The sequence below is a fragment of the Halorubrum sp. F4 genome, assembly GCF_027257195.1.
GTDB lineage: Archaea > Halobacteriota > Halobacteria > Halobacteriales > Haloferacaceae > Halorubrum.
Genome location: NZ_JAPDFS010000004.1, coordinates 222,752 through 243,904, shown reverse-complemented (window position 1 = coordinate 243,904; position 21,153 = coordinate 222,752). Strand labels below are relative to the sequence as shown.

Sequence of the window (21,153 nt, the reverse complement as noted above, 5' to 3'; positions counted from 1 at the left end):
GCGGCCCAACGGGCCGCGAACCGCCGGTGCGAGGGAGTCGCTGGCGGCGGCAGCCGCCCGCGACGAGGCTGGGGAGGCGTGAGGTGCGGTGCCGTGCGGTCGGGGTGGGATTCAAAGGGGCAGGCGTGAGGACGGCGCAGGCGACACAAGCACCGCAGAGAGCGAGTGAAACGAGCGACCGAGGAGCGCAGCGAGCGTGCGCCGTCCTCACGGCTGGGGCTTTGGAAGTGTTCATCGCAGCGTCGTCGATCACTTATAAACAACCATTCCGCCGTATCGATATACCCACTCCCGTACTCGATCGTCGCCGTTCCTCGCGGAAGTCCACGATTCCGAAACCGACCGTTCGATCCGGCTTCGTAGGAGCGACGAACCGATCTGAAACCTCTCAGACGGTCCGGACGAACCGCCGGAGGGTGTCGCCGTCCGCGTCCCGCAACTCGATCTCGAACTGTGCCCCGGACGGCCCCTCCGAGAGCGAATCGCGCGGTGCGGACACGGCGTACGGCGGCTCGTCGCTTCGGTCGATCTCCTCGCCGCCGGAGAGGAGCACGACGTGGTCGACTCCCTCGGAGGTCTCGAGCTCACAGGTGATCGGGTCCCCGTCCGTCTCACAGACGAGGTCCGCGGTCACGTCGCCGCCGTCGGCCCCGAAGCCGGACGAGAAGTCGAGCAGCATCACGCCCGGTGCGAGGGTCCCCATGACCGCGACGATCACGAGAAACGTCGTGAAGTTGATCCTCGATCCGTGGCGGACGACCCGTCGCACGGCGGGGTTCTCGGCGGTTCGGCGCAGTCGGATCACGACCGGGACGACGAGCAGGTGGGTGATCGGCCCCCACGCGATCAGAACGAACCCGTAGGCGATCACGTACCGGAGCGCGGTCGCATCGATCCAGTAGGCCGTCAGGACGTTCCCTCCCATCCACAGGAAGAACCCGAGAAACACGAGCGCGCCGCTCTTTAGCCAGCGCCAGACGGGCGTGTTGGCGTAGTACACGCTCAAGAGGTCACGCCAGGCCTGGCGTACGATACCGCCGAGTCGCGTCCGAGAGTGGGTCCGGGAAGCGTCGGTCATTCGTGGTTGTCTCGCTGTCGTTCGGGAGGATGATTCAGTCGGTGATTCGGTCGATGAGTCGGTCGATATTCTGGCGATGAATCGGTCGATGGCCCGGGCGACCGGCGCTTACGCGCCGATCGACCACAGTTGCGTCAGCAGATACCAGTTCAACACGTAGACGGCGGCGAAGACCCCGAGGAAGACCAGGCAGAGCGTGAACGTACCGCGGAGCTCGACCGCGTGGATCGGCTCTCCGCCGTCGGCGTGGAGCCCGCCCTCGGGCAACATCCCGCCGTCGTCGCCGTCGGGGAGCCGGTCGCCGAGGAGCAGCGAGCCGACCGAAACCCCGACGAACAGGACGCCCGACAGGATCGCTAACAGCGCGAAGACGCCGAAGATCATGAATATCGGGATCGCCGCCGAGAGGTTGAACTCCGAGCCGGGGATGTTCCTGACGACCTCGGCGGTCCGACGCGGCACGCCGTAGAGGATCCCCGCGTACATCAACATCAGCGTGGCGACGCTCATCGCGCCCCCGTAGGCGTACGGGATCGCGGTCGCCAGCGTGTCCGAGACGAAGTCCCGCCGGAACATCGTCTTGATGACGAAGAGGACGAGCCCGAAGAACGCGAGCGTCGTCCCGAGCGCGACGGTCGCGTGGAAGTGCCCGACCGTCGCGAGGGTGTTGTGCCAGGTCATGTTCACCTGGATCTGTCCCATCACGACGCCCGTGATCCCGCCGAGGAAGCCGAAGAGGATGATGCTGAATATCGTCGAGGCGAAGACGGGGTTCCGCCACGGCGCGGAGGTGAGCCAGCCGAAGAGCCCGCCGCCCTGCCCCCGACGACGACGCCCGGCCTCGATCCCGGCCGGGATCGCGAACGCGTGGATCATGCTCGCGAAGGCCGCGCCGTAGAAGGCGTAGGAGGTGTTCCAGATCCGCCAGCCGGCGGAGACGCCGGGATCGACGAGCAGATGGTGGGCCGCCCCGAGGTTGATGAAGAAGAGGTAGAGGATGAACGCGGTCCGGGAGACCTTCTCGGAGATCACGACCGCGCCGCCCACGACGTGCGTCAGGAAGTACCACACCGTGATCATCGCGAGCAGGTTGATCTGTTGGGTCCCGTGGCCGACGATCCAGTAGAGCTGTCGGTAGATCCCCGGATCGACGGCGGCGATGAGGTCGACCCGCCAGGCGAGCGCGTACGCGAACGCGGCGATCCCGCCGAGGATCGCCTCCACGGCGATGATCCCGGTGATGAACGCGCCGAAGGCGACGAGGGGGAGCGTTCGCCGGCTGTCACGCGTCTCCGACCAGATCGTCGCGAAGAACGGTATCGCCGCGATCGTGGCCCCGAGCAGGAAGACGATCGCCGTTCCGTAGAACCACGGCGTGACGGGGAGCGGGACGTACGCCGTCAGGAGCGGTGCCTCGTTGGGTACCTCGGCCAACCAGATGGACGCGTTCACGCCGACCGCGCCGACGACCATCGTGATCCATCCGACGGTCGCGAGCCGGCGAAGCGGCAGCGCCCGACCGAGCACCATCGGGCCGCCGACGTAGAGGACGGCGATCTCCATGAACACCATCCAGAAGACGAGCAGGTTCCACGCGTGGATGCTCAGGTGCGTGTAGTAGCTGCCCGGATCGAGCAGGCCGACGAACTCCCAGCGCGTCATCGCGACGGAGAAGGCGAAGCTCCCGCCGACGGCCAGCGCGACGACCGCGGTCAGCCCGAACAGTTTCACGTAGTTCTCCACGGACCGGTGAACGTCGAGGCCGGTCACGGAGCAGGTGCGGAAACCGTCCGCGCCGTAGTCGTTCCGGAACAGGGAGGCGATCGCCGACATGCTACCCCTCCACCACGGTGAAGCGACCGTGCATCGTTCGATGGCCCTGTCCGCAGAACTCGTTACAGACGATGTGGTAGGTGCCTGGTTCGTCGAAGGTCATCGGGATCACCCATTCGGATCCGGGGAACACCTGGAGGTTGATCTGTTTGTTCAGGTTCTCCTCCGGCCTGATCGAGAAGCCGTGCTGGACGTCGTAGGCGCCGAGGTGGACGTCGTACTCGCGGCCCGCTTCGAGGACGACGGGGAGTCCGTCCCAGTTGAACCGCATCGCGCCGACGTACACGTCGTCGCCGGGCGGGACCAGCCCGTCTTCGGTCTCCTCGGCGGCCTCCTTGTACTCGCCGACGCGTTCCTGATATCGGTCCGGATCGACGTCGTAGGTCGTGCCGATCGGGTTCTGATCGCCGAACTGCGTGAACCCCGCCATCCACGTGAAGATGCCGAGCGACCACGCGCCAGCGAGCCCCAGCCAGATGCTCTCACGGCGATTTATCGGGGAGTTCCACCAGTCGTCGTCGGGGTCCTCGAGCGGATTACTCATGTGACGGTCACCTCACGGGTACGGAGAGGAGGTCGAGCAACCCCCAGCCGACGTAGGCCACGAGAAAGAACATCATCGCGGCCGCGGCCAACAGCCAGATACGGTTGTATAGCCGTTGCATCGCGGGTATATCGCCCCCTTCGTGTGTCGTTTCACTACTCATCGTCTACTCACGTGACGCGATACTCGAACGACCACGGTGAGGATTAGCGCGAACATGTTCGCGGCCGGCGTTCACGATAACGCGAGCGTTTCGACGAGGATCGCCACGAGCACGGCCCCGAGGTAGGCGTTCGAGGCGTGGAAGCTTCGGTAGGCGGCGGCACGTTCGTCCTCTGATCCCCGTTCCGTGGCGTCGTACTGTCGGATCACGCTCCGAACGAACACCGCCCCGAGCACCGTGGTGGTGAGCGCGTAGAGGACGCCGAGGTCGGTAGCGGCCCCCAACAGGACCGCGGCGATCAGGGTGACCCCGAGCCAGCCGAGGATCCGCTGGCGTGCGGTCCGCACGCCGGCGACGACCGGTAACATGGGATACTCGGCCCGCGCGTAGTCCTCGCGGTGGGCGATCGCGAGGTTGTAGAAGTGTGCGGGCGTCCAACAGCAGACGACGACCGCGAGCAGGACCGCCGGAAGGCCGACGGTTCCGGTCACGGCGGCGTACCCGATCAGCGCTGGCAACGCCCCGGAGCCGCCGCCGATCACGGTGTTCCACTTGGTCGTCGGCTTCAACAGAACCGTGTAGACGTACGCGTAATAGACGATCGCCGCCGCCGTGAGCGCGGCCGCAAGCGCGTTGACCAACGTCACCATCACCGCCATCGAGGCGATGACGAGCCCGACGGCGAAGGCGATGGCACGTCGAACGCCGACCCGATCGGTCGCGATCGGTCGATCCGCCGTCCGTCGCATCTTCCGATCGCGGTCACGCTCGTACACGTGATTGAACGTCCCCGCCGCACCGATCGCGAGAACGCCGCCGCCGAGGGTCGCAACGACCGTCACGCCGTCGAGTTCGCCCCCGGCCGCGACGGCCAGTCCCGTCCCCGCCAGCGCGAGCAGACACAACAGCCACATCAGTCGGGGCTTGGTCAACTCGAGATACGCCCCGACCCGGTCTCGAAATCGGATCGAACCGTCATCGGTTGCTGGAGGGGGAGCAGTCCCGGCGAACGCGTTCGGCGTCACGCGATCGCCCGACCCGCTCGGCGAGCGGTCGTCGATCGGCACGCCAGCGACCGTCTCCACTCTGATCACGAGCGTCACGAGGAGAACGCTGAAGACCCCGATCCCGCCCACGAGGTGGATCCCTCCGTGGAACGGAACGACGTCGGTTCGGCCCGCGAGTCCGACGCCGGCCTGTGCCAGATACGCGATCAGCACCGCAACCGTTCCGATACGGACGCCGCGCGAGACCGGCGTTCGATGGGCGAGAAGAGCCGTAACGGCCAGTAGGACGCCGACGACCACGGCGGAGGCGTGATGAACCGCGACGACCGCGGAGCCGGCGTCCGTGGCAGCGGTCGCACCGAGCGCGACGAGCAGGTACGTCCCCACGACTGACCAGATCAGAAGCGTCGTGAGCCGCGGTCGGTCCATACTCCGGGTTCGCCCCCGCCCTCCGCGTTCCTTCTCCCGAACATGTTCATCACGGTTGGCCGGGCCCTTCCGTGACTCACGTCCCGAGAGCGGGTGTCCCTCGACCGGGCGACAGACGCCGTGGTCCCGTTCGACACTCCGCCCGGTCTCCGCCGCCGTCGGAGACGGGCGTGGTGAAGACGCCGATGGACGGGAAGATGTTCGGACCTACCCTCATGTCCCGAGCGCGTCGAACGTACGGTGATGGCCATCGACCACTCGCGAGCGGACGTCTGCGGCTGTACGCGGCCCACCGGCTGTGTCCATCGCAACGAGGGGCTGTATCTCGTCGCTATCGGACGGATCGGAGCCGATCACGACGACCGAGTCCGGACGGGGGAGGTGAGCGAGGTCCTCGACGTCGCCCCGGCGAGCGTGACGGAGATGTTCGAGCGACTCGCCGCCGCCGGACTCCTCCGATACGAGAAACGGGACGGGGTCACTCTCACCGACCGGGGGCGAGAGATCGCGCTGGAACTGGAAACGCGCCAGTGTGCCGTCCGAGCGTTCTTTCGCCGTCGAACGGGACTCGACATGTCCCTCGAAACGGGGTACCGGATCGGGTACGTTCTCCCGGACGAGGCGATAGAGCGCCTGCGAGTGCTCGCGGGCGGAACGTCGAACGCGTGCTCCGCGACTCCAGCGAACGGAGTCGAACGCTGTCCGTTCGCGGGAACGGAGTGCTAGCACTCGAACGGATACGCCGCGATGCGTTCGCGAACGAGGATCCGTGGCCGCCAACCCGATCCCGACACCTCCTCTCGTGTATGTATTTAATACCCCGTATTCCTGGGTATTTGGACCGTTTCGAACCGATATTGGAGAACGGTATATACTATATATGTCATTTGGAAGCCTCGGACTAGATAGGGACGAATCATGTCACGAGACCTCAGCAGACGAGAGATGGTTGCAGCACTCGGGATCGGAGCGGTCGGCGCCGTCGCCGGCTGTCTCGGCGCGCCCGTGAACGCGGAGCCGACGTCCACCGCCGAAGCCGCTCCGGACGCGGTCCCGGAACTCGATCCCGCACGCGACGTGGACGCCGGCCGGATCGCGGCGGACCCGACGGCGGTGCCGGCGCCGGTCGACTGGAACGAACCGCGCGAGCACGACGTGACTCTCCGCACGAGGGAGCTGGTCGCGGAGATCGAGCCCGGCGTGACGTTCAAGTACATGACCTTCGAGGGGCAGGTCCCCGGGCCGATGATCCGCGTGCGGCGGGGCGACACCGTGAACCTCCGGTTCGAGGTGCCGGCCGACGACAACAGCGACATCCACAACGTGGACTTCCACGCGGTGTACGGCCCGGGCGGCGGCGCCGTCGACACGACGCTCGTGCCGGGCGACGACGCGGCGGAGCTCAGCTTCCGCGCGGCCTACCCCGGGTTGTTCACCTACCACTGCGCGGTGCCCGCGATGGACCACCACGTCAGCTCGGGGATGTTCGGCGCGATCCTCGTCGAGCCCGAGGAGGGACTCCCGGCGGTCGACCGCGAGTTCTACCTCGGCCAACACGAACTCTACACGAAGGGTGACCTCGGCGAGAAGGGCCACCACGCCTTCGACCACGGCGCGATGGTCGACGAGAACCCCACGTACGTCGTCTTCAACGGCGAGGATCACGGCTTCACCGACGATCGACGCGGTACCCTTCACGCCGAGGTCGGCGAGACCGTTCGCGTGTATCTCGTGAACGGCGGGCCGAACCTCTCGAGCTCGTGGCACCCGATCGGGAACGTGTGGTCGCGGCTGTACCGCGACGGCGACCTCGTGTCTCCGCCGGCTCGATACGTCGAGACGACGCCGGTCGCCCCCGGTACCGCGACCGTCGGCGACATGGACCTCGTGGTCCCCGGTCCGATCAAGCTCGTCGACCACGCCCTCTCCCGGGCGGGTCGACGCGGGGCGCTCGCCGTGATCGACGTCGACGGCGAGGCGGATCCCGACGTCTACGATCCGGACCCGTGATCGCTCCGACGAGACCCGTCGGCGTGTGTCGAATGCGGCAGGCGGGAAGCATGAAACCGCGAGGATCGATGGCCTCGGTACTCATAGGGCTCGTCGTCGCCGGGTGCCGAGTCCGGCTCGGAGCGGTGGATCGTCATCGGCCGTCAGACGCTACTCGCTCGCTCGTCTAAAAGGGTCCGTCGTCGGGTCACTCCTCGACGTGGAGCGACCCCGCGTACCCGTTCCACTCGTCGGTCCCGTTCGGGATCCGCCGGGTGTCGGTCGGGTCGAACGTCGCGGCCGAGCGCGCGACCGCCTCGGCCGCCGTCGGTAGTTCCTCGTCTGTGCCGTCCGCCTCGTGATCCTCGTCCCCGAAGGGAACCGTGCCCGCCGGTTCGGGCTCCGATCGCGGATCAGTCGTGTACTACGGATGCCACGCTCGCCCCTATTCGCCTATCCTTCATAATTGTTCGTGTTAATACGGATCGTTGCCGCCGAGCGAAGACGGCATGGCCGTCACGTGACGGCGTGGCTGCCGCGCGAGGGACTCCGGCCGCTCGCGGGGATCGGGACGGTGATGGATCGGGATGGCGATGGATCGGCGACGGGGACCGTCCCGCCCCGGTTCGGTCAGTCCTCGGACTCGGGAGCCGCCTCGGCCGCCTCGGCGGACCCGGCGTCCTCGTCCGCGCCCTCCTCGGAGCGGGCGGCGACCAGCGCGCCGCTCGCGACGCTGTACATCGGCTCGTCGGGCGATCGGACCCCGCTTATCGAGAACGGGATGTTCGCGTCCGAGAGGTGGTCGGCGAAGAGGTCCTCGAACCCGTTCGGGCTCGAGGTACCGCCCGTGACGACGACGGGGACGTCGAGGCCCTCCTCGACGTCCTCCTCGTCGACCTCGCGGGTGATGTTCTCGATCACGTAGTCGAGCAGGTTCTCGTAGTAGATCGCGAGGGCGCCCTCGACGCCGCCGACGTCCGTACGGAAGTCGAGCTCGAAGTCGTCCTCCTTGATGCTCGTGACCTTGTCGACGGGCGTCCCCGTCGCCTGGGCGGTCTGCTCGTCGACCCAGTCGCCCCCGCGGGCGATGGAGAACTTCATCACGGGCACGGCGTAGTACGCGAGACAGACGTTCGTCATCCCCGCACCGAAGCTGATCCCGAGCCCGGTGAAGTTGTTGTCGGCGAGCTCGGAGTAGATGACGGCCATCCCCTCGTTGATCGGCTCGGGGTCGTATCCCATGTCACCGAGCATCGACTCGAGCGTCTTCTCGTGGTACAGCGTCGTGAGCGGCGAGTCGATCGGGTCCGCCGGGCTGGAGTAGAACAGCCGCTCGTTCGGGCGGGACGGCTCGCCGACCACCTGCTCGGTGATGAGCTTGATCATCGGGATCGCCGAGGACTCGTCGCTCGAGAGGATCCCGTGTTGCATCGGCCGGCGCGTCTCCTTGTTGAAGATGTTCGCGAAGTTGAGGGCGTCGTCGCCGACGACGTACACCTTGTCGTCCTTGCGGATGTGGAGGACCTCGCTTCGGGAGAGCATCTGCTCGGCCATGTCGCTGTACTCGATCTCGACGAACGAGTTGCGCTGCTGTACGAACACCGTCTCGGAGCCTTCCTGTCGACCCGAGAGGATGTTCATCGTACCGACGTCCAGGCCTTTAGCCATGTGCGCACGTTCCATGGCTCATGGCATAAACGTTAGTGAGGCGTGAAAGCGGATCGAACCCTTCGGCGTGGCTCCCGTGTCACCGACGATCCGGTCGATCCCGCGTCGTCCTCGCCGATCCCGCGTCGTCGCTCCGACTGATCCCGCGTCGTCGTCCCGTCCGATCCCGCGTCGTTTATGTCCCGCGCGCCGGTGGACGGAAACGAGTTGCAAGACACGCTACGCGGGGGACTGGAGCTGGCGCGGCCGGCGAACTGCGTCGCCGCCGGAGCGTTGACGGCCACGGGCGCGTTCGTCGCCGGGATCGGGGAGGCGGTCGTTCCGGCGGCGCTGGCGGTCGCAACCACCGCGGTCGCGGTCGCCGCCGGCAACGCGATAAACGACTACTTCGACCGCGATATCGACGCGATCAACCGCCCCGACCGCCCGATCCCGCGCGGGGCCGTCTCCCCGCGCGGCGCGCTCGTCCTCTCGGCGGCGCTTTTCGTCCTCGCGATCGGGTTCGCCGCCCTCCTCCCGCTCGCGGCGCTCGCCATCGCCGCGGTCAACCTCGTCGCGCTCGTCACCTACACGACGGTGTTCAAGGGGACTCCCGGGCTCGGGAACGCGCTCGTCTCCTACCTCGTCGGATCGACGTTCCTCTTCGGGGGAGCGGCCGTCGGGAGCCTCGACGCCCCGCTGGTGTTGGCCGTGCTGGCGGCGCTCTCGACGTTCACCCGCGAGGTGATCAAGGACGTCGAGGACCTCGCGGGCGACCGCGAGGAGGGGCTCCGGACGCTGCCCGTCGCGATCGGTGCGCGCCGGTCGCTGTGGGTCGGCGTCGCCACCCTCGCGGTCGCGGTCGGCGTCAGCCCGCTCCCGTACCTCCTAGGGACGTTCGGCGCGGTCTACCTCGTCGTCGTCGCGGTCGCGGACGCGGCCATGCTGTACGCGGCGTACGAGTCCTTCGCCGACCCGGCCGCTGCGCAGGGACACTTCAAGTACGGGACGTTCCTCGCGGCGGCCGCGTTCGTCGTCGGGCGGCTCGTCCTGGTCGTGTGAGGACGCGCCGGTTCGCCGGGAGGCGTGCGACGTGATCCACCGGACGGCCGCACGGCTCGCGAGTCTTGAAGAACGACGAGGTACGCGCTCGACGACGGGCGGTCAGGTGACGGTCACGCGACGTTGAATCCCTTATCGCGGAGGAAGTCCTCCACGCGACCCGAGTGGTTGCCTTGGAGCTCGATGGCGCCGTCCTCGACGGTGCCGCCGCAGGCGAACTTCGATTTCAGGTCCGAGGACAGCGAACTCATGTCCACGTCCTTCGGGTCGAACCCTTCGATGACCGTTACCTCCTTACCGTACCTGCGCTCGTCGATGCGGATGCTGATCTGCTGGGACTCCTTCGCGACGTCCTCGCAGACGCAGAGTTCCTGGGGCAGCCCGCACGTCGAGCAGACTTCCGACATTACAGTTCGAGACTACAGGGTGCCCGTATTAAATAGTGTCGGCAGCCCCTCCCCGGTCCGACCGGATCGCGGGCGGTTCCGGCGGGAGGACCGTCCGGACGGGCGGACCACGTCGGCCCGATCGGCCGGGTCATTCCCGATCGAACAGTCGGCCGACGAGGGGCGTGGACTCCAGCGCGAGCCGCCGCACGGTCCGTCTCGCCTCGTCGGCCTCCTCGGGGGTCACGTCGCCCGCGTACGCCGCCCGCTCGTAGACCTCCCCGACCGCGTGGACCCGGTCGTCGACGCCCCGCGCCCGGAGCCCGTCGAGGTACGCCCGCGGCGTCTCGCCCGCACGTCGCGCGCGGTACCGCCGGGAGAGGATCCGTTCCAGGTCCTCGAACGCACGCTCCGCGTCGGCGCGTGGCGTCCGGGAGCGGCTCGGCAGCCGGAGACGCGCCGCGTGGTACGCCCGGTCCGTCACGCCGACGTGGCGTGCGCCCGCGGTCGCGACGACGACGACGAACAGCCAGTACCCGAGAATCTCCCGCGAGGGGAGCGACGGTCCGTCCCCGTCGGACCCGGTCGCCGTCGACGGACCGTCCGGTCGGAGCTCCTCGGGTACCGAGTCGTTCACGGTCGAGTCCGAGCCGTTCACCTCCGTGTCCGACCCGTTCGAATCGGATTCGGTTCCGTTCGTCTCGTCGGGTTCCGGAAGCTCGTTCGGCTCCTCCTGGATGCCCGGATTGATCTCGAACCCGGACTGCTCCGTGTCGACGTTCTCGGCCCCGTCCGAGCGCGCCTCCGCCAGCCGGATGTCGCGAGCCAGGTCGCGTTCGGCGCTCGGAGTCGGGTCGAACTCGACCCAGCCGTGTTCGGGGAAGTACACCATCACCCAGGCGTGTGCGTCCTGTCCCCGGACGACGTACTCGTCGCCGCTCACCTGCTGGCCGCTGGAGTAGCCGGTCGCGAGCCGTGCCGGAACCCCCTGCGAGCGCAACATCGCGACCATGGTGGTCGCGAAGTACGTACAGTAGCCGGCCGTCATCTCGAAGAGGAACGCGTCGGCGATGTCGCCGTCGGGCCGCTCTATCGTCAGCGAGTAGTCGTACTCCTCGATCAGGTGCGACTCGATCGCCGCCGCCCCGTCGTAGGGGTTCTCGGCGTCCGCCTCCGCGAGTATCTCCGCGGTCCGTTCCCCGACGCGGTCGGGCGTGCTCTCGGGAAGCTGGGTGTACCGCTCCTCGATCGCCGGGTCGTAGTCGGTGCTCGCGTTCCGGAGCTCCGACGGCGAGGCGTCGAGGACGCGGCTCTCCATGGCGACCTGATCGCCCGGCAGAACTGGCGAGCTCGGGTGGATCGTCCCGCGTTCGTCGACCTGTGCCGCCCCCCCGACGACGCCGCCGACCCCGACGGCCTGCCACGGCGCCGGAAGCGTCTCGAGCTCCGTCTCGGCCGTGAACGTCGACTCGACGGCCGTCGTCTCGCCGGGAGGGCCCGAGAGGGAGCCGTCGAGCGGACGCTCCTCGCCCGAACGAACCCACCCGTCGCCGGTGTAGGTGTCGTAGGACCCGACGTGCCAGTTCCGCTCGACCGAACTCTCCATCGTGAACCGCACCTCGGGGGAGAGTCTGGTCGTCCCCACGATCTCGAGTTCGTCGTCGCCGACGACCGTGGACTCGATCCCGGGCGCGCCGCGGTCGACCGCCCAGGGCTGGGCCGCGCCCGCCGGCACCACGGTCACCGTCGCGCTCGCGAGCACCATCACCGCGAGCACCGCGGCGAGGGTTCCGCCGTGGCTCCGAAACCCGCCGGGAACCGACACGGTCGAGAGCCCGACCGCGACCGCGACGCCGATCACGCCGGCCAGCGTGGTCGCGTCACCGGCGTCTCCGGTGAGCACGAGGAAGCCGAGCGTCCCGCCCGCCACCGTGGCGGCAGTGACGTGACGTCCCCGTCCCGCGAGGTACGCCACGAGGAACGTCGGAACGGGAACGACCACGAGAACCCACACGTCGACCAACACGAGCCGGAGCACGGAGAGCCCGGTCAGGAGCGAGACGACGTCGAGCGCGACGGTCACGAGCGATCCGAGCGCGACCCGGCTCCCGGGGATCGCGAGGTAGTACCCGAACAGGCCGACGAGAAGGAGCCCCGCGGTCAATCGGATCGCGGTCCGCGGGGCGACGAGCCGCGCGAGCGCCGCCCCACAGACGGCCGCGACCGCGACGACCGCCACCAGCCTCGTCGTCCCCCCGACCACGTTCGTGATCGAGGCGAAGGCGCTCAAGTACGCGAGAAACGCGAGGACGACCCCGAGAGCGGCGGGCTCCGAGAGGCCGGCGGGAACCGCGCCGAACGGCCCGATGCCGCGGGGCGTCCCCGTCGATCCGGCGGCCGAGCGGTCCGTCATCGACCGGGCCCCTCCGAGCTCGCGCTGTGCGGGTTCGTCTCGTGACCGCCGTCGCTGACCGCCGCGGTCGGACCGTCTCCGTCCTCGGTCCGTCCGACCTCGTCCCGTCCGGATTCATCCCGGCCGACCGCGGATCCGCCACGAGTCGGGGAGCGAGCCGCCGCCTTCATCTCCGAGAACCGGACGTTTCGGTCCTCGGTCCGGATCCGCGCGTCGTCGCGCTCGGCGACGATCCGGACGTCGGCCTCGTCGCCGTCGTCGATCGAGCCCGGTCCGGTGCGCGCGGCGAGCTCGAGGAGCTCACGGCGCCCGCGAGGACCGGGTTCGACCGTGACCTCGCCGGCCGGGAGCCACACGTCGACCGGCACGCCGTCGTCGAGGAGCGAGCACGCGAGGCTCGCGGTCGCGCTCGCGAGCACGTCCGCCGCGTCGGCGTCCGCCGAGTAGCGCGTCCCGCCCGCGATCGACACGCGCCGATGGTCGGTCTCGGCGGCGAACTCCTTGACGACGATCTCGTCGTGTTTCGCCGTCGCCGGCCAGTGGACGTCCCGGAGCGAGTCGCCGCGCGCGTACTCGCGAAGCCGGTCGAACTCCTCGCGCTGGCGGCTGGTGCCGAGCGTCTCGTCGGCGTACAGCCCGCGTCTGAACCACGCGGGGATCGCGTGGATCGCCGGGTAGACGACGATCCGATCGCGATCGTCGACGACCAGTCGACGCTCGAAGAGCCCGAGCACGTCCGTCGCCGACAGCTCGATCGGTCCGAGCCGCCGATCGCCCCGTTCGAGAAGGCGGAGGCGGTACCTCGCGGGCTCCTCGCCCACGGCGGTCCGGACCGCCTCGTCCGAGTCGAACACGCCGCCCAACCCGTCATCGAGCCGGTCCCGGACGTTCGCGACGAACGGCCGATCGACGGGCGTGCCCGGCGTCCCTCCGTCGAAATCGATCCGTACCTCACGCTCCTCGCCGACGAATCCCTCCTCGAGGCCCGACCGCCGGGATCCCGGCGGTGTCAACCGAGACATCTGAACGTAGCCCGCGGCGAGCGCGACGGTACCCGGGAGGACGACGGCGTTGAGCGATCGCCCCCCGGCCGCGACGGCCATGACCGCGCCGGCGATACAGATCGCGAGGACGACCCGGCCGCGGCGGGTGAGCGAGGCGGAGGACATGCGCTCACTCCACCGGGACGCGGTCGAGCGCCTCCGCGACGACGTCCGCTCCGTCAGCCGCGCCGGCGTCCGTTCGGATCCGGTGGGAGAGCACCGTCGGAGCCTCGGTCTGGACGTCGTCAGGGATCACGTAGCCGCGACCGTCGAGGACGGCGCGCACCTGTGCGGTTCGCAACAGCGCGAGACTCCCCCGCGGACTGACGCCGAGCGCCGCGTTCCGACGCGTGTGTTCGGCCAATCGGGCGACGTAGGTCCGAACGGGCTCTCTGACCTCGACGTCGGCGACGGTCGCGCGGGCCCGACGGACGTCCTCGAGGGTCGCGACGGGCTCGACCGACTCGATGGGATGGTCGCCGACGGTTCGGTCGAGGATCACCGCCTCGGCCTCGACGTCCGGGTAGCCGAGCCGGATCTTCTTCGTGAAGCGGTCGATCTCCGCGACCGGGAGTTCGTAGGTCCGGCCGGGCTCCACGTCGTTCTGCGTCGCGATCACACAGAACGGGTCCGGGAGCGTCCGGGTGACGCCGTCCGTCGTCACCTGTCGTTCCTCCATCGCCTCGAGCAGCGCCGACTGCGTCTTCGGCGGGGCACGGTTGATCTCGTCGCCGAGCACGAAGTTCGCGAACACCGGACCGGGCCGGAAGTCGAACTCGTCGGTCCGCTGGTTGAACACGTTCACGCCGGTGACGTCCGACGGGAGGAGGTCCGGCGTGAACTGGACCCGTTTGAACGAGGCGTCGACGGAGCGGGAGACCGCCTTCGCGAGCGTGGTCTTGCCGACGCCGGGGACGTCCTCGACGAGCAGGTGTCCGCGTGCGAGCACCGTGACGAGGACGTGCTCGACTGCGTCGCGTTTCCCGACGATCACCGACTCGACGTTCTCGACGAGCCGGTCCACCAGGTCGGCCGCGGCGTCGACGTCCAGCGCCGGACGGTCGGCGAGGGCGTTCTCCCGCGTCGTCGCCTCGATCGATCCCGCCGGATCGGTGGAGCCGCTGCCGTCGGTCCGTTCGGTGGAGCCGCTGCCGTCGGTCCGATCGACCGGTCCCGTCTCGGTTCGATCCGCCGAGTCGTTCATCGGCGTTCGGACCCCTCCGGGGTCGCGGTGACCGTCGAGCACCGACCGTATCGCTCCGTGTGAACACGACGCATGATATGTCTCGTAGACGATCCTATGGCCAGGAACGGCATAGGCGTTCCGCCGCGGAGGTCCGATGGTTTCGGTTCCCGCCACCGTTCCGCGCGGCCCACGCTACCGTTCCCGGACGTTCCGCCCCATCGGGTCGCCGAACTCCTCCGCGCCGGTAACGGGGTCGCGTTCGTACACCGGCTCGCCGCGAACGACGGTCAGTTCGGGGAACACTCCGCGGGAGCCCTCGAACGGCGTCCAGCCGCACTTCGAGTGAAGCGCGCCCGCCTCGATCTCCCGCGGGCTCGTGAGGTCGACGAGGACGAAGTCGGCGTCGGCCCCCTCCGCGATCCGGCCCTTCCGATCGAGGCCGAATATCGAGGCCGGATTGGCGGCGATCACGTCGCGGACGCGCTCGAGCGACAGCTCGCCGGTCCGGACCGACTCCAGGAGCAACGGGTACATCGTCTCGACGCCCGGAACCCCGCTCGGCGCGTCCGCGAGCCCGGTTCGCTTCTCGTCGACCGTGTGGGGCGCGTGGTCGGTGGCGACCACGTCGACGTCGCCGTCGCGAAGCCGCTCGAAGACGCCGGCCCGCCGCTCCTCCGACCGGAGCGGCGGGTTCATCCGCCCGAACGTGCCGAGTCGCCCGGCGTTCTCCCGCGACAGGAAGAGGTGGTGCGGAGTGACCTCGCAGGTGGCGTCCGCGCCCGCGTCGGCCGCCTCGGCGACCGCATCGATCCCCTCCGGCGTCGAGGTGTGCGCGATATGGAGCCGTCCGCCGGCGTCGTCGCCGACTTCCAGGGCACGCTCGACCGCCGCCGCCTCCGCCTCGGCGGTGCGGTAGGCCGACCACGCGTCCGCGTTCGCGGCGGTCCCGGCTCCACCGAGGTCGCCCGAGAGCGCCGACTCGTCGAACAGGGTCGCGTCCTCGGCGTGAACCGTCACCGGCACGTCGCGGGCCGCGGCCGCCTCGACCGCCTCGGCGAACAGGTCGGCGTCGATCCCCATCTCGCCGGTGGAGTCCGCGAGGAACACCTCGCCGAGCGCGAGAAGCGGTCGGTCGAACAGCGCGTCCGGGTCCCACTCGGGGACGACGCCGCCGTTGATCCCGTAGTCGACGTGCGAGGCGGCCGCGAGGTCGGCCTTCCCGTCGAAGGCGTCGCCGTCGACGGTCGGCGGCGAGGTGTTCGGCTGGTCGACCACGGTGGTCACTCCGCCCGCGGCCGCGCTCCTCGAGCCGGTCTCCCACGTCTCCTTGTGGCTTCCGCCCGGCTCCCGGAAGTGGACGTGGACGTCGATCGCGCCGGGAAGCAAGTGTCTCCCGCGGCCGTCGACGACGCGCTCCCCGGCGGTCGGATCGAGACCCTTCCCGACCGCGACGATCGTTCCGTCCCGAGCCCGAACGTCCCGGACCCGTCCGTCGGCCAGTTCCGCACCCGTGATGAGCATGCCTACGCGCTCGCGGCGCGCCGGTTAAATCGTAGTGGTCCCGTCCGACCACGAAACGATGACTCGTTCGGTCGAAAAAACGAGGATTCGTTCGGTCGAAACCCGGTTTTGGTACGTGCACTCCGTTTCGCCATGGCCTTCCCTCCCCCGTCGTCACCGCCATGACCCTCCCTCCCCCGCCGTCGCGCTCGCGCCTCCCGGTGGATACTGATCGAATCGTCGCTCCGAGCCGTCATCCTCGAGCCATCACTCCTCGAGATCGGTCCTCTCGACGAAGGCCTCGCGGAACTCCGCGGAGAGGGTCCGTTGCTGCCATTCTCGAACCTCCGTTTCGTCGAGCCGGCTCGCCCAGAGGGTGAGCAGGCACCCACAGAACGCGACGCCGGGGACGACGAGGGCGACCGCGTTGACGAGGAGGTCCGGACGGAAGAGGAAAGACCCGAGCCGGTCCCGAAGCGTCGTCCACGCCGGACCGAAGGCGACCCACCGGGTCGTGAACGGGACGATCGCCACCGTCGCGATCGGATACGCGAGCACGTCCGTCACCGGGCCGCCCCTCCCGCGTACGAACGCGGCGGCGTACACGCCCCAACAGGCGAGCGACGCGAAGACGGACGCGACTTGCCGAGGAGCCGCCGGTCCACCGTGATCGAGCGCGCCGAACTCGAAGAACAGCACCGCGGAGCCGACGTAGCCGACGAGACACGCGAGCGCCCCGGCCGCGAGAACGAGCGCGTGGTCGCGGGGGGACTGGTCGGCGAACGGTGCGAGTCCGAGTGGGACCTCCATCTCTCGCGGATCGGATCGGCGGCGGGTTGAACGTTGCGCGTCGACCGTCGGACCTCAGGACAGCTTCTTCAACGCCTCGAAGAAGTCGGACTCCGGGCCCGCGATCCGCATCGGCGGCGAGGTCCGTTCGACGGTCACCTCGACCGGGCCGTCGTGGTCTCGGGCGTTTCGGCCGTCGCTGACGACGACGGCGCCGTCGGGGTCCGAAACCGTCACCGAGATCGTCGCGTCGACGTCGACCACGAGCGGGGGCATTCCCTCCTCGGGAGCCATCTCGTTGACGATCAGGCCGGCGACGTCCGGGTGGACGAGCGGCCCTCCCTCGGAGAGGTTGTACGCGGTGGAGCCGGTCGGCGTCGCCACGAGGACGCCGTCGGCGTGCCCGCTGGCGTACGGCGAACCGTCCACGCGTAGCTCGTAATCGACGCCGCCTCCGGGTCCGCGCCGACCGCCCTGCACGACCACCTCGTTGGCCGCGGGGACGGACTCCCACTCGTCGGTCCGGGCGGCGAGTCTGGGGACCTCCCGGACGGCCATCGCCCCCTCTCGGAACCCGTCGACCGCCGCCAGCACCGCCTCCTCGGCGGTCTCGGGCGGGACGGCATTGAGGAACCCGACCTCGCCGAGGTTGACCCCGAGTACCGGGGTGTCGCCCGCGTTGCGCGCGACGAACAGGAACGTCCCGTCGCCGCCGACCGCGACCGCCAGATCGCAGTCGGCGAGCGCGTCGACGGAGCGTCCCCTGGCGTCCAGATGGTTCGCGGTCTCCTCGTCGACCCAGACGTCCTCCCCGTGGTTCCGAACGGCGTCGCGTATCCCGGCTGCGACCGACGCGGCCTCCGGATTCCCCTTTCGCGCCACGATCCCGACTTCCATGCTCGCGGGTTTCGCCGCCCCGAGTAAAAGCGTGTGGACCTCGTCGCCGCCGCCGGAAAGTTTCAAGCCGGCGGCCCCCGTTGCCCGGTACATGGCGACCCCGGACGGACGCCCCGAACCATGAGCGAGGAGGAAGACTGGTTCGAGCGCGCGCTGCGGGAACTAGACGAGGGATCCGAGGAGGACGACGCTCCCGAGACGAACGGAAGCCCCTCACAGAGGGACGGCACCGACGAGACGGACGACGCCGACGAGAACGACGGAAATGACGGGGTACGGAGCGAATCCGACGAAGCCGAAGTGACGGCCGACGACGGGACCGCCCGAGACGACGAGCCGGCCTTCTCGGAGGGCGTCGATGGGGAGAACGAGGGCGCTGAAACCACGGAAAGCGACCCGTTCGGTGGTTATCGAAGCGAGGAGGTCGACGGGAGCGATCGTGACGACGGAAGCGAGGAGGTCGACGGAGGAGACGAAAACGACGATCCGGACCGCCGAGGTAGTGCGGACGGCTCAGACGTCGGCAATGATCCCTTCGGCGGCGGAGGAGGCGGTTCCTTCGGCGGGGACGACCCGTTCGGGGGTGGCGGCGGTTCCTTCGGCGAGGGTGACCCGTTCGGCGGAGGTAGCAGCGGCGACTCCTTCGGCGAGGACGATCCCTTCGGCGGTGGCGGCGGCTCCTTCGGCGAGGGCGACCCCTTCGGCGGTGGCGGTGGGGGCGGTGGAGACGGGACGGCGGACGGGCCGACGGGGTTCGACGAGGCGGACGCCGAGGCGTTCGACTCCGACATCGAGCGGACGGACGTCGGGATCGAGGGGCTCGACGCGATGATCCTCGGGGGCGTCCCGAGCCGGTCGCTCTTGACGGTCATCGGCGGCGCGGGGACCGGGAAGACCACGTTCTCGTTACAGTTCCTCAACGAGGCGCTGGAATCCGACGAACGGGGCGTGTACATCACGCTCGAGCAGAGCCGGGAGTCGATCCTCTCGACCGCCGAGGAGAAGGGCTGGCCCTTCCGGGAGTACGCCGAGGAGGGAACCCTCGCGGTCGTCTCCCTCGACCCCATCGAGATGGCGAACTCGCTGGCGTCGATCCGCAACGACCTCACCCGACTCATCGCTGACTTCGGTGCGGACCGGCTCGTCCTCGACTCCGTCTCGCTGCTCGAGATGATGTACGACCACCCCGCCAAGCGGCGTTCGGAGGTGTTCGGGTTCACCCGGCTGCTGAAGGAGGCGGGCGTGACGACGCTTCTCACCTCCGAGGCGAGCGACGAGACGCCGTACGCCTCGCGATACGGCCTCGTCGAGTACCTGACCGACGGCGTGTTCGTCCTCCAGTACGTCCGCGGGTCGGACTTCCGGGAGACGCGCCTCGCCGTCGAGATCCAGAAGATCCGCGACGCGAACCACTCCCGGGAGACGAAACCCTACGAGATCACGAACGAGGGGATATCCGTCTACCGGCAGGCGAACATCTTCTGAGGCCGCCGGAAGTGCGATGACGGGACGGGATCCGACAGAGATCCCTCTCACCCCGTTCGATGGATGCACCGTCCGGGAATTGAACCCGGGCTATTAGCTTGGGAAGCTAATGTCCTACCACTGGACCAACGGTGCTCGATTCGAGGTACCCGACGGCGTCACTTTAACGTAGCGTTTCGCGGGCCGCCGGACGACCGCTCTCAGGGCCTCCCCACCGCCTGCCGCCGATCCCACAGGGTTAACCCGGACGCCCGGAACGGGCTCGCATGGACGATTCAGACCGTTCGAACCCGAACGGCGTGGACCCGGACGCGGTCGATCGAGTGAGGAAGCGGTACGAAGAACTCGCGCCCGAACTCGCGCGAACGTGGGCGGCCGAGGAACCCTGGCGGTTCCTCACCGACCTCACCGCGATCGGGAGCCGGATGGCCGGCAGCGACGGGGAACGGCGAGCGGCGGAACTCGTCGCCGACGCCTTCGAGCGCGCCGGGCTCCGGGACGTTCGGACCGACGCCTTCGAGTTGACCGCCTGGGAGCGCGGCGGGGCCGACCTCCGCGTGACCGTCCCCGGACGGGACGGGACCGAGCGGACGCGCGAGTTCGAGGCGCTGGCGCTCCCGTACTCGCCGGCCGAGACGGTCACGTGCGAACTCGTCGATGTGGGGTACGGGACGCCGGAGGAGATCGACGAGGCGGGCGTGGCGGGAAAGGTCGCGGTCGCGTCGACGACCACTCCCACGGATTCACGATTCGTCCATCGTATGGAGAAGTTCGGACACGCGCTCGCGGCGGGTGCGGTCGGATTCGTCTTCGTCAACCACATCGAGGGCCAGCTTCCCCCGACGGGCTCGCTCACGTTCGGCGAGCCGGCGGCGGCCCCGGCGGTCGGCGTCTCGACGGAGACCGGCGACTGGCTCCGCGAGTACGCCGCGAACACGGACGGCCCGATCGCGAGCGTCGAACTCGGCGTGGAGGCGTCGTTCCGGGCCGCGGAGTCGCGAAACGTGATCGGACGGGCCGGCCCGGACACCGACGAACGGCTCCTCCTCCTCGCCCACTACGACGGCCACGACATCGCGGAGGCGGCGCTCGACAACGGCTGCGGGATCGCCACGGTCGTGACCGCCGCGGGGATCCTCTCGGCGGCCGAGCTCCCGATCGGCGTCGACGTCGTCGCGGTCGGCTGCGAGGAGGTCGGCCTGCTCGGGGCCGAGCGGCTGGCGGAGACGACGGATCTCGACTCGGTCCGCGGGGTGGTCAACGTCGACGGCGCGGGGCGGTTCCGCGACCTCCGCGCGCTGACACACACCTCCGGGACGGCCCGATCGGTCGCGGCGGCGGTGTCGGCCGCGACCCGCCGGCCGATCGCGGTCGATCCCGACCCGCACCCGTTCTCCGACCAGTGGCCGTTCGTCCGTCGGGGAGTGCCGGCGCTCCAGCTCCACAGCGACTCCGACGAGCGCGGCCGCGGGTGGGGACACACCCACGCGGACACGCGAGACAAGGTTGACGACCGGAACGTGCGCGAACACGCGACGTTGACGGCGCTGCTCGTCGCCGAGTTCGCGGCGGCCGACCGCGATCCGGAGCGACTCGACCCGACCGCGCTCGCCGACGCGTTCCGCGAGACGGACTTCGAGGAGGGGATGCGCGCGGCCGACCTGTGGCCGGCGGCGTGGGAGTAGGCCGTCGGAGCGGGAGT

General features: G+C 69.2%; 17 protein-coding genes and 1 tRNA gene. 5 read left to right on the top strand and 13 right to left on the bottom strand.

Annotation, left to right across the window (positions count from 1 at the left end):
- Positions 1-388: 388 nt before the first annotated feature.
- The 4 genes from OKW78_RS12185 to OKW78_RS12170 form a co-directional block, all read right to left on the bottom strand.
- Positions 389-1,078, bottom strand: coding sequence for a hypothetical protein (locus tag OKW78_RS12185; protein WP_281195426.1), 690 nt, complete (start codon positions 1,076-1,078; stop codon positions 389-391).
- A gap of 108 nt (positions 1,079-1,186) precedes the next feature.
- Entirely contained in the window at positions 1,187-2,911 is a 1,725-nt protein-coding gene (locus tag OKW78_RS12180) for a cbb3-type cytochrome c oxidase subunit I (RefSeq protein WP_281195425.1), read from the bottom strand.
- A gap of 1 nt (position 2,912) precedes the next feature.
- Positions 2,913-3,455, bottom strand: a complete 543-nt coding sequence (locus OKW78_RS12175) for a hypothetical protein (protein WP_281195424.1) — start codon at positions 3,453-3,455, stop codon at positions 2,913-2,915.
- Positions 3,456-3,689: 234 nt separating this feature from the next.
- Positions 3,690-5,054 (bottom strand): heme o synthase, encoded by a 1,365-nt coding sequence (locus tag OKW78_RS12170; protein WP_281195423.1) that lies wholly within the window; start codon positions 5,052-5,054, stop codon positions 3,690-3,692.
- 243 nt (positions 5,055-5,297) lie between these two features.
- Here OKW78_RS12170 and OKW78_RS12165 point away from each other — a divergent pair, with 243 nt between their 5' ends.
- A complete protein-coding gene (locus OKW78_RS12165; RefSeq protein ID WP_281195422.1) occupies positions 5,298-5,780 on the top strand; it encodes a metal-dependent transcriptional regulator in 483 nt (160 codons plus the stop codon).
- A gap of 219 nt (positions 5,781-5,999) precedes the next feature.
- The gene (gene nirK, locus OKW78_RS12160) at positions 6,000-7,064 is read left to right on the top strand and encodes a copper-containing nitrite reductase (RefSeq protein ID WP_281195421.1); all 1,065 of its coding nucleotides are present in this window, start codon (positions 6,000-6,002) and stop codon (positions 7,062-7,064) included.
- A gap of 609 nt (positions 7,065-7,673) precedes the next feature.
- Here nirK and OKW78_RS12155 read toward each other — a convergent pair.
- Positions 7,674-8,711 carry a hypothetical protein gene (locus OKW78_RS12155; RefSeq protein WP_369335037.1) on the bottom strand — a complete coding sequence of 346 codons (1,038 nt, stop codon included), beginning with the start codon at positions 8,709-8,711 and terminating at the stop codon, positions 7,674-7,676.
- 207 nt (positions 8,712-8,918) lie between these two features.
- Here OKW78_RS12155 and OKW78_RS12150 point away from each other — a divergent pair, with 207 nt between their 5' ends.
- Positions 8,919-9,752 carry a geranylgeranylglycerol-phosphate geranylgeranyltransferase gene (locus OKW78_RS12150; RefSeq protein ID WP_281195420.1) on the top strand — a complete coding sequence of 278 codons (834 nt, stop codon included), beginning with the start codon at positions 8,919-8,921 and terminating at the stop codon, positions 9,750-9,752.
- 113 nt (positions 9,753-9,865) lie between these two features.
- Here the strand turns inward: OKW78_RS12150 and yciH are convergent, their stop codons facing one another.
- The 7 genes from yciH to OKW78_RS12115 all read right to left on the bottom strand — a co-directional run bounded on the left by yciH (position 9,866) and on the right by OKW78_RS12115 (position 17,966).
- A complete protein-coding gene (yciH, locus tag OKW78_RS12145) occupies positions 9,866-10,159 on the bottom strand; it encodes a stress response translation initiation inhibitor YciH (RefSeq protein WP_004046732.1) in 294 nt (97 codons plus the stop codon).
- A gap of 130 nt (positions 10,160-10,289) precedes the next feature.
- Entirely contained in the window at positions 10,290-12,551 is a 2,262-nt protein-coding gene (locus OKW78_RS12140) for a transglutaminase domain-containing protein (RefSeq protein ID WP_281195419.1), read from the bottom strand.
- Entirely contained in the window at positions 12,548-13,720 is a 1,173-nt protein-coding gene (locus OKW78_RS12135; protein ID WP_281195418.1) for a DUF58 domain-containing protein, read from the bottom strand. Before OKW78_RS12135 ends, OKW78_RS12140 begins: the two co-directional genes overlap by 4 nt.
- Before the next feature lie 4 nt (positions 13,721-13,724).
- Positions 13,725-14,798 (bottom strand): MoxR family ATPase, encoded by a 1,074-nt coding sequence (locus OKW78_RS12130; protein ID WP_281195417.1) that lies wholly within the window; start codon positions 14,796-14,798, stop codon positions 13,725-13,727.
- A gap of 174 nt (positions 14,799-14,972) precedes the next feature.
- Positions 14,973-16,301: a dihydroorotase gene (locus OKW78_RS12125; RefSeq protein WP_281195416.1), complete on the bottom strand. Its 1,329-nt coding sequence runs from the start codon at positions 16,299-16,301 to the stop codon at positions 14,973-14,975.
- 246 nt (positions 16,302-16,547) lie between these two features.
- The gene (locus OKW78_RS12120) at positions 16,548-17,090 is read right to left on the bottom strand and encodes a hypothetical protein (protein WP_281195414.1); all 543 of its coding nucleotides are present in this window, start codon (positions 17,088-17,090) and stop codon (positions 16,548-16,550) included.
- A gap of 54 nt (positions 17,091-17,144) precedes the next feature.
- Entirely contained in the window at positions 17,145-17,966 is an 822-nt protein-coding gene (locus OKW78_RS12115) for an NAD(+)/NADH kinase (RefSeq protein ID WP_281195524.1), read from the bottom strand.
- Between the two features lie 120 nt (positions 17,967-18,086).
- On the opposite strand from OKW78_RS12115, the gene OKW78_RS12110 reads away from it, so the two are divergent.
- The gene (locus tag OKW78_RS12110; protein ID WP_281195413.1) at positions 18,087-19,451 is read left to right on the top strand and encodes a KaiC domain-containing protein; all 1,365 of its coding nucleotides are present in this window, start codon (positions 18,087-18,089) and stop codon (positions 19,449-19,451) included.
- Between the two features lie 64 nt (positions 19,452-19,515).
- Here OKW78_RS12110 and OKW78_RS12105 read toward each other — a convergent pair.
- Positions 19,516-19,586: transfer RNA gene (locus tag OKW78_RS12105), tRNA-Gly, on the bottom strand.
- A gap of 131 nt (positions 19,587-19,717) precedes the next feature.
- On the opposite strand from OKW78_RS12105, the gene OKW78_RS12100 reads away from it, so the two are divergent.
- The gene (locus tag OKW78_RS12100) at positions 19,718-21,136 is read left to right on the top strand and encodes a M28 family metallopeptidase (RefSeq protein ID WP_281195412.1); all 1,419 of its coding nucleotides are present in this window, start codon (positions 19,718-19,720) and stop codon (positions 21,134-21,136) included.
- Positions 21,137-21,153 lie beyond the last annotated feature (17 nt).

Coding starts and splice junctions, on each gene's coding strand:
- OKW78_RS12125 (WP_281195416.1), bottom strand. CDS start 16,301: ATGCTCATCACGGGTGCGGAACTGGCCGACGGACGGGTCCGGGACGTT.
- OKW78_RS12110 (WP_281195413.1), top strand. CDS start 18,087: ATGAGCGAGGAGGAAGACTGGTTCGAGCGCGCGCTGCGGGAACTAGAC.
- nirK (WP_281195421.1), top strand. CDS start 6,000: ATGGTTGCAGCACTCGGGATCGGAGCGGTCGGCGCCGTCGCCGGCTGT.
- OKW78_RS12155 (WP_369335037.1), bottom strand. CDS start 8,711: ATGGCTAAAGGCCTGGACGTCGGTACGATGAACATCCTCTCGGGTCGA.
- OKW78_RS12140 (WP_281195419.1), bottom strand. CDS start 12,551: ATGACGGACCGCTCGGCCGCCGGATCGACGGGGACGCCCCGCGGCATC.
- OKW78_RS12120 (WP_281195414.1), bottom strand. CDS start 17,090: ATGGAGGTCCCACTCGGACTCGCACCGTTCGCCGACCAGTCCCCCCGC.
- OKW78_RS12175 (WP_281195424.1), bottom strand. CDS start 3,455: ATGAGTAATCCGCTCGAGGACCCCGACGACGACTGGTGGAACTCCCCG.
- yciH (WP_004046732.1), bottom strand. CDS start 10,159: ATGTCGGAAGTCTGCTCGACGTGCGGGCTGCCCCAGGAACTCTGCGTC.
- OKW78_RS12100 (WP_281195412.1), top strand. CDS start 19,718: ATGGACGATTCAGACCGTTCGAACCCGAACGGCGTGGACCCGGACGCG.
- OKW78_RS12180 (WP_281195425.1), bottom strand. CDS start 2,911: ATGTCGGCGATCGCCTCCCTGTTCCGGAACGACTACGGCGCGGACGGT.
- OKW78_RS12170 (WP_281195423.1), bottom strand. CDS start 5,054: ATGGACCGACCGCGGCTCACGACGCTTCTGATCTGGTCAGTCGTGGGG.
- OKW78_RS12115 (WP_281195524.1), bottom strand. CDS start 17,966: ATGGAAGTCGGGATCGTGGCGCGAAAGGGGAATCCGGAGGCCGCGTCG.
- OKW78_RS12130 (WP_281195417.1), bottom strand. CDS start 14,798: ATGAACGACTCGGCGGATCGAACCGAGACGGGACCGGTCGATCGGACC.
- OKW78_RS12135 (WP_281195418.1), bottom strand. CDS start 13,720: ATGTCCTCCGCCTCGCTCACCCGCCGCGGCCGGGTCGTCCTCGCGATC.
- OKW78_RS12165 (WP_281195422.1), top strand. CDS start 5,298: ATGGCCATCGACCACTCGCGAGCGGACGTCTGCGGCTGTACGCGGCCC.
- OKW78_RS12185 (WP_281195426.1), bottom strand. CDS start 1,078: ATGACCGACGCTTCCCGGACCCACTCTCGGACGCGACTCGGCGGTATC.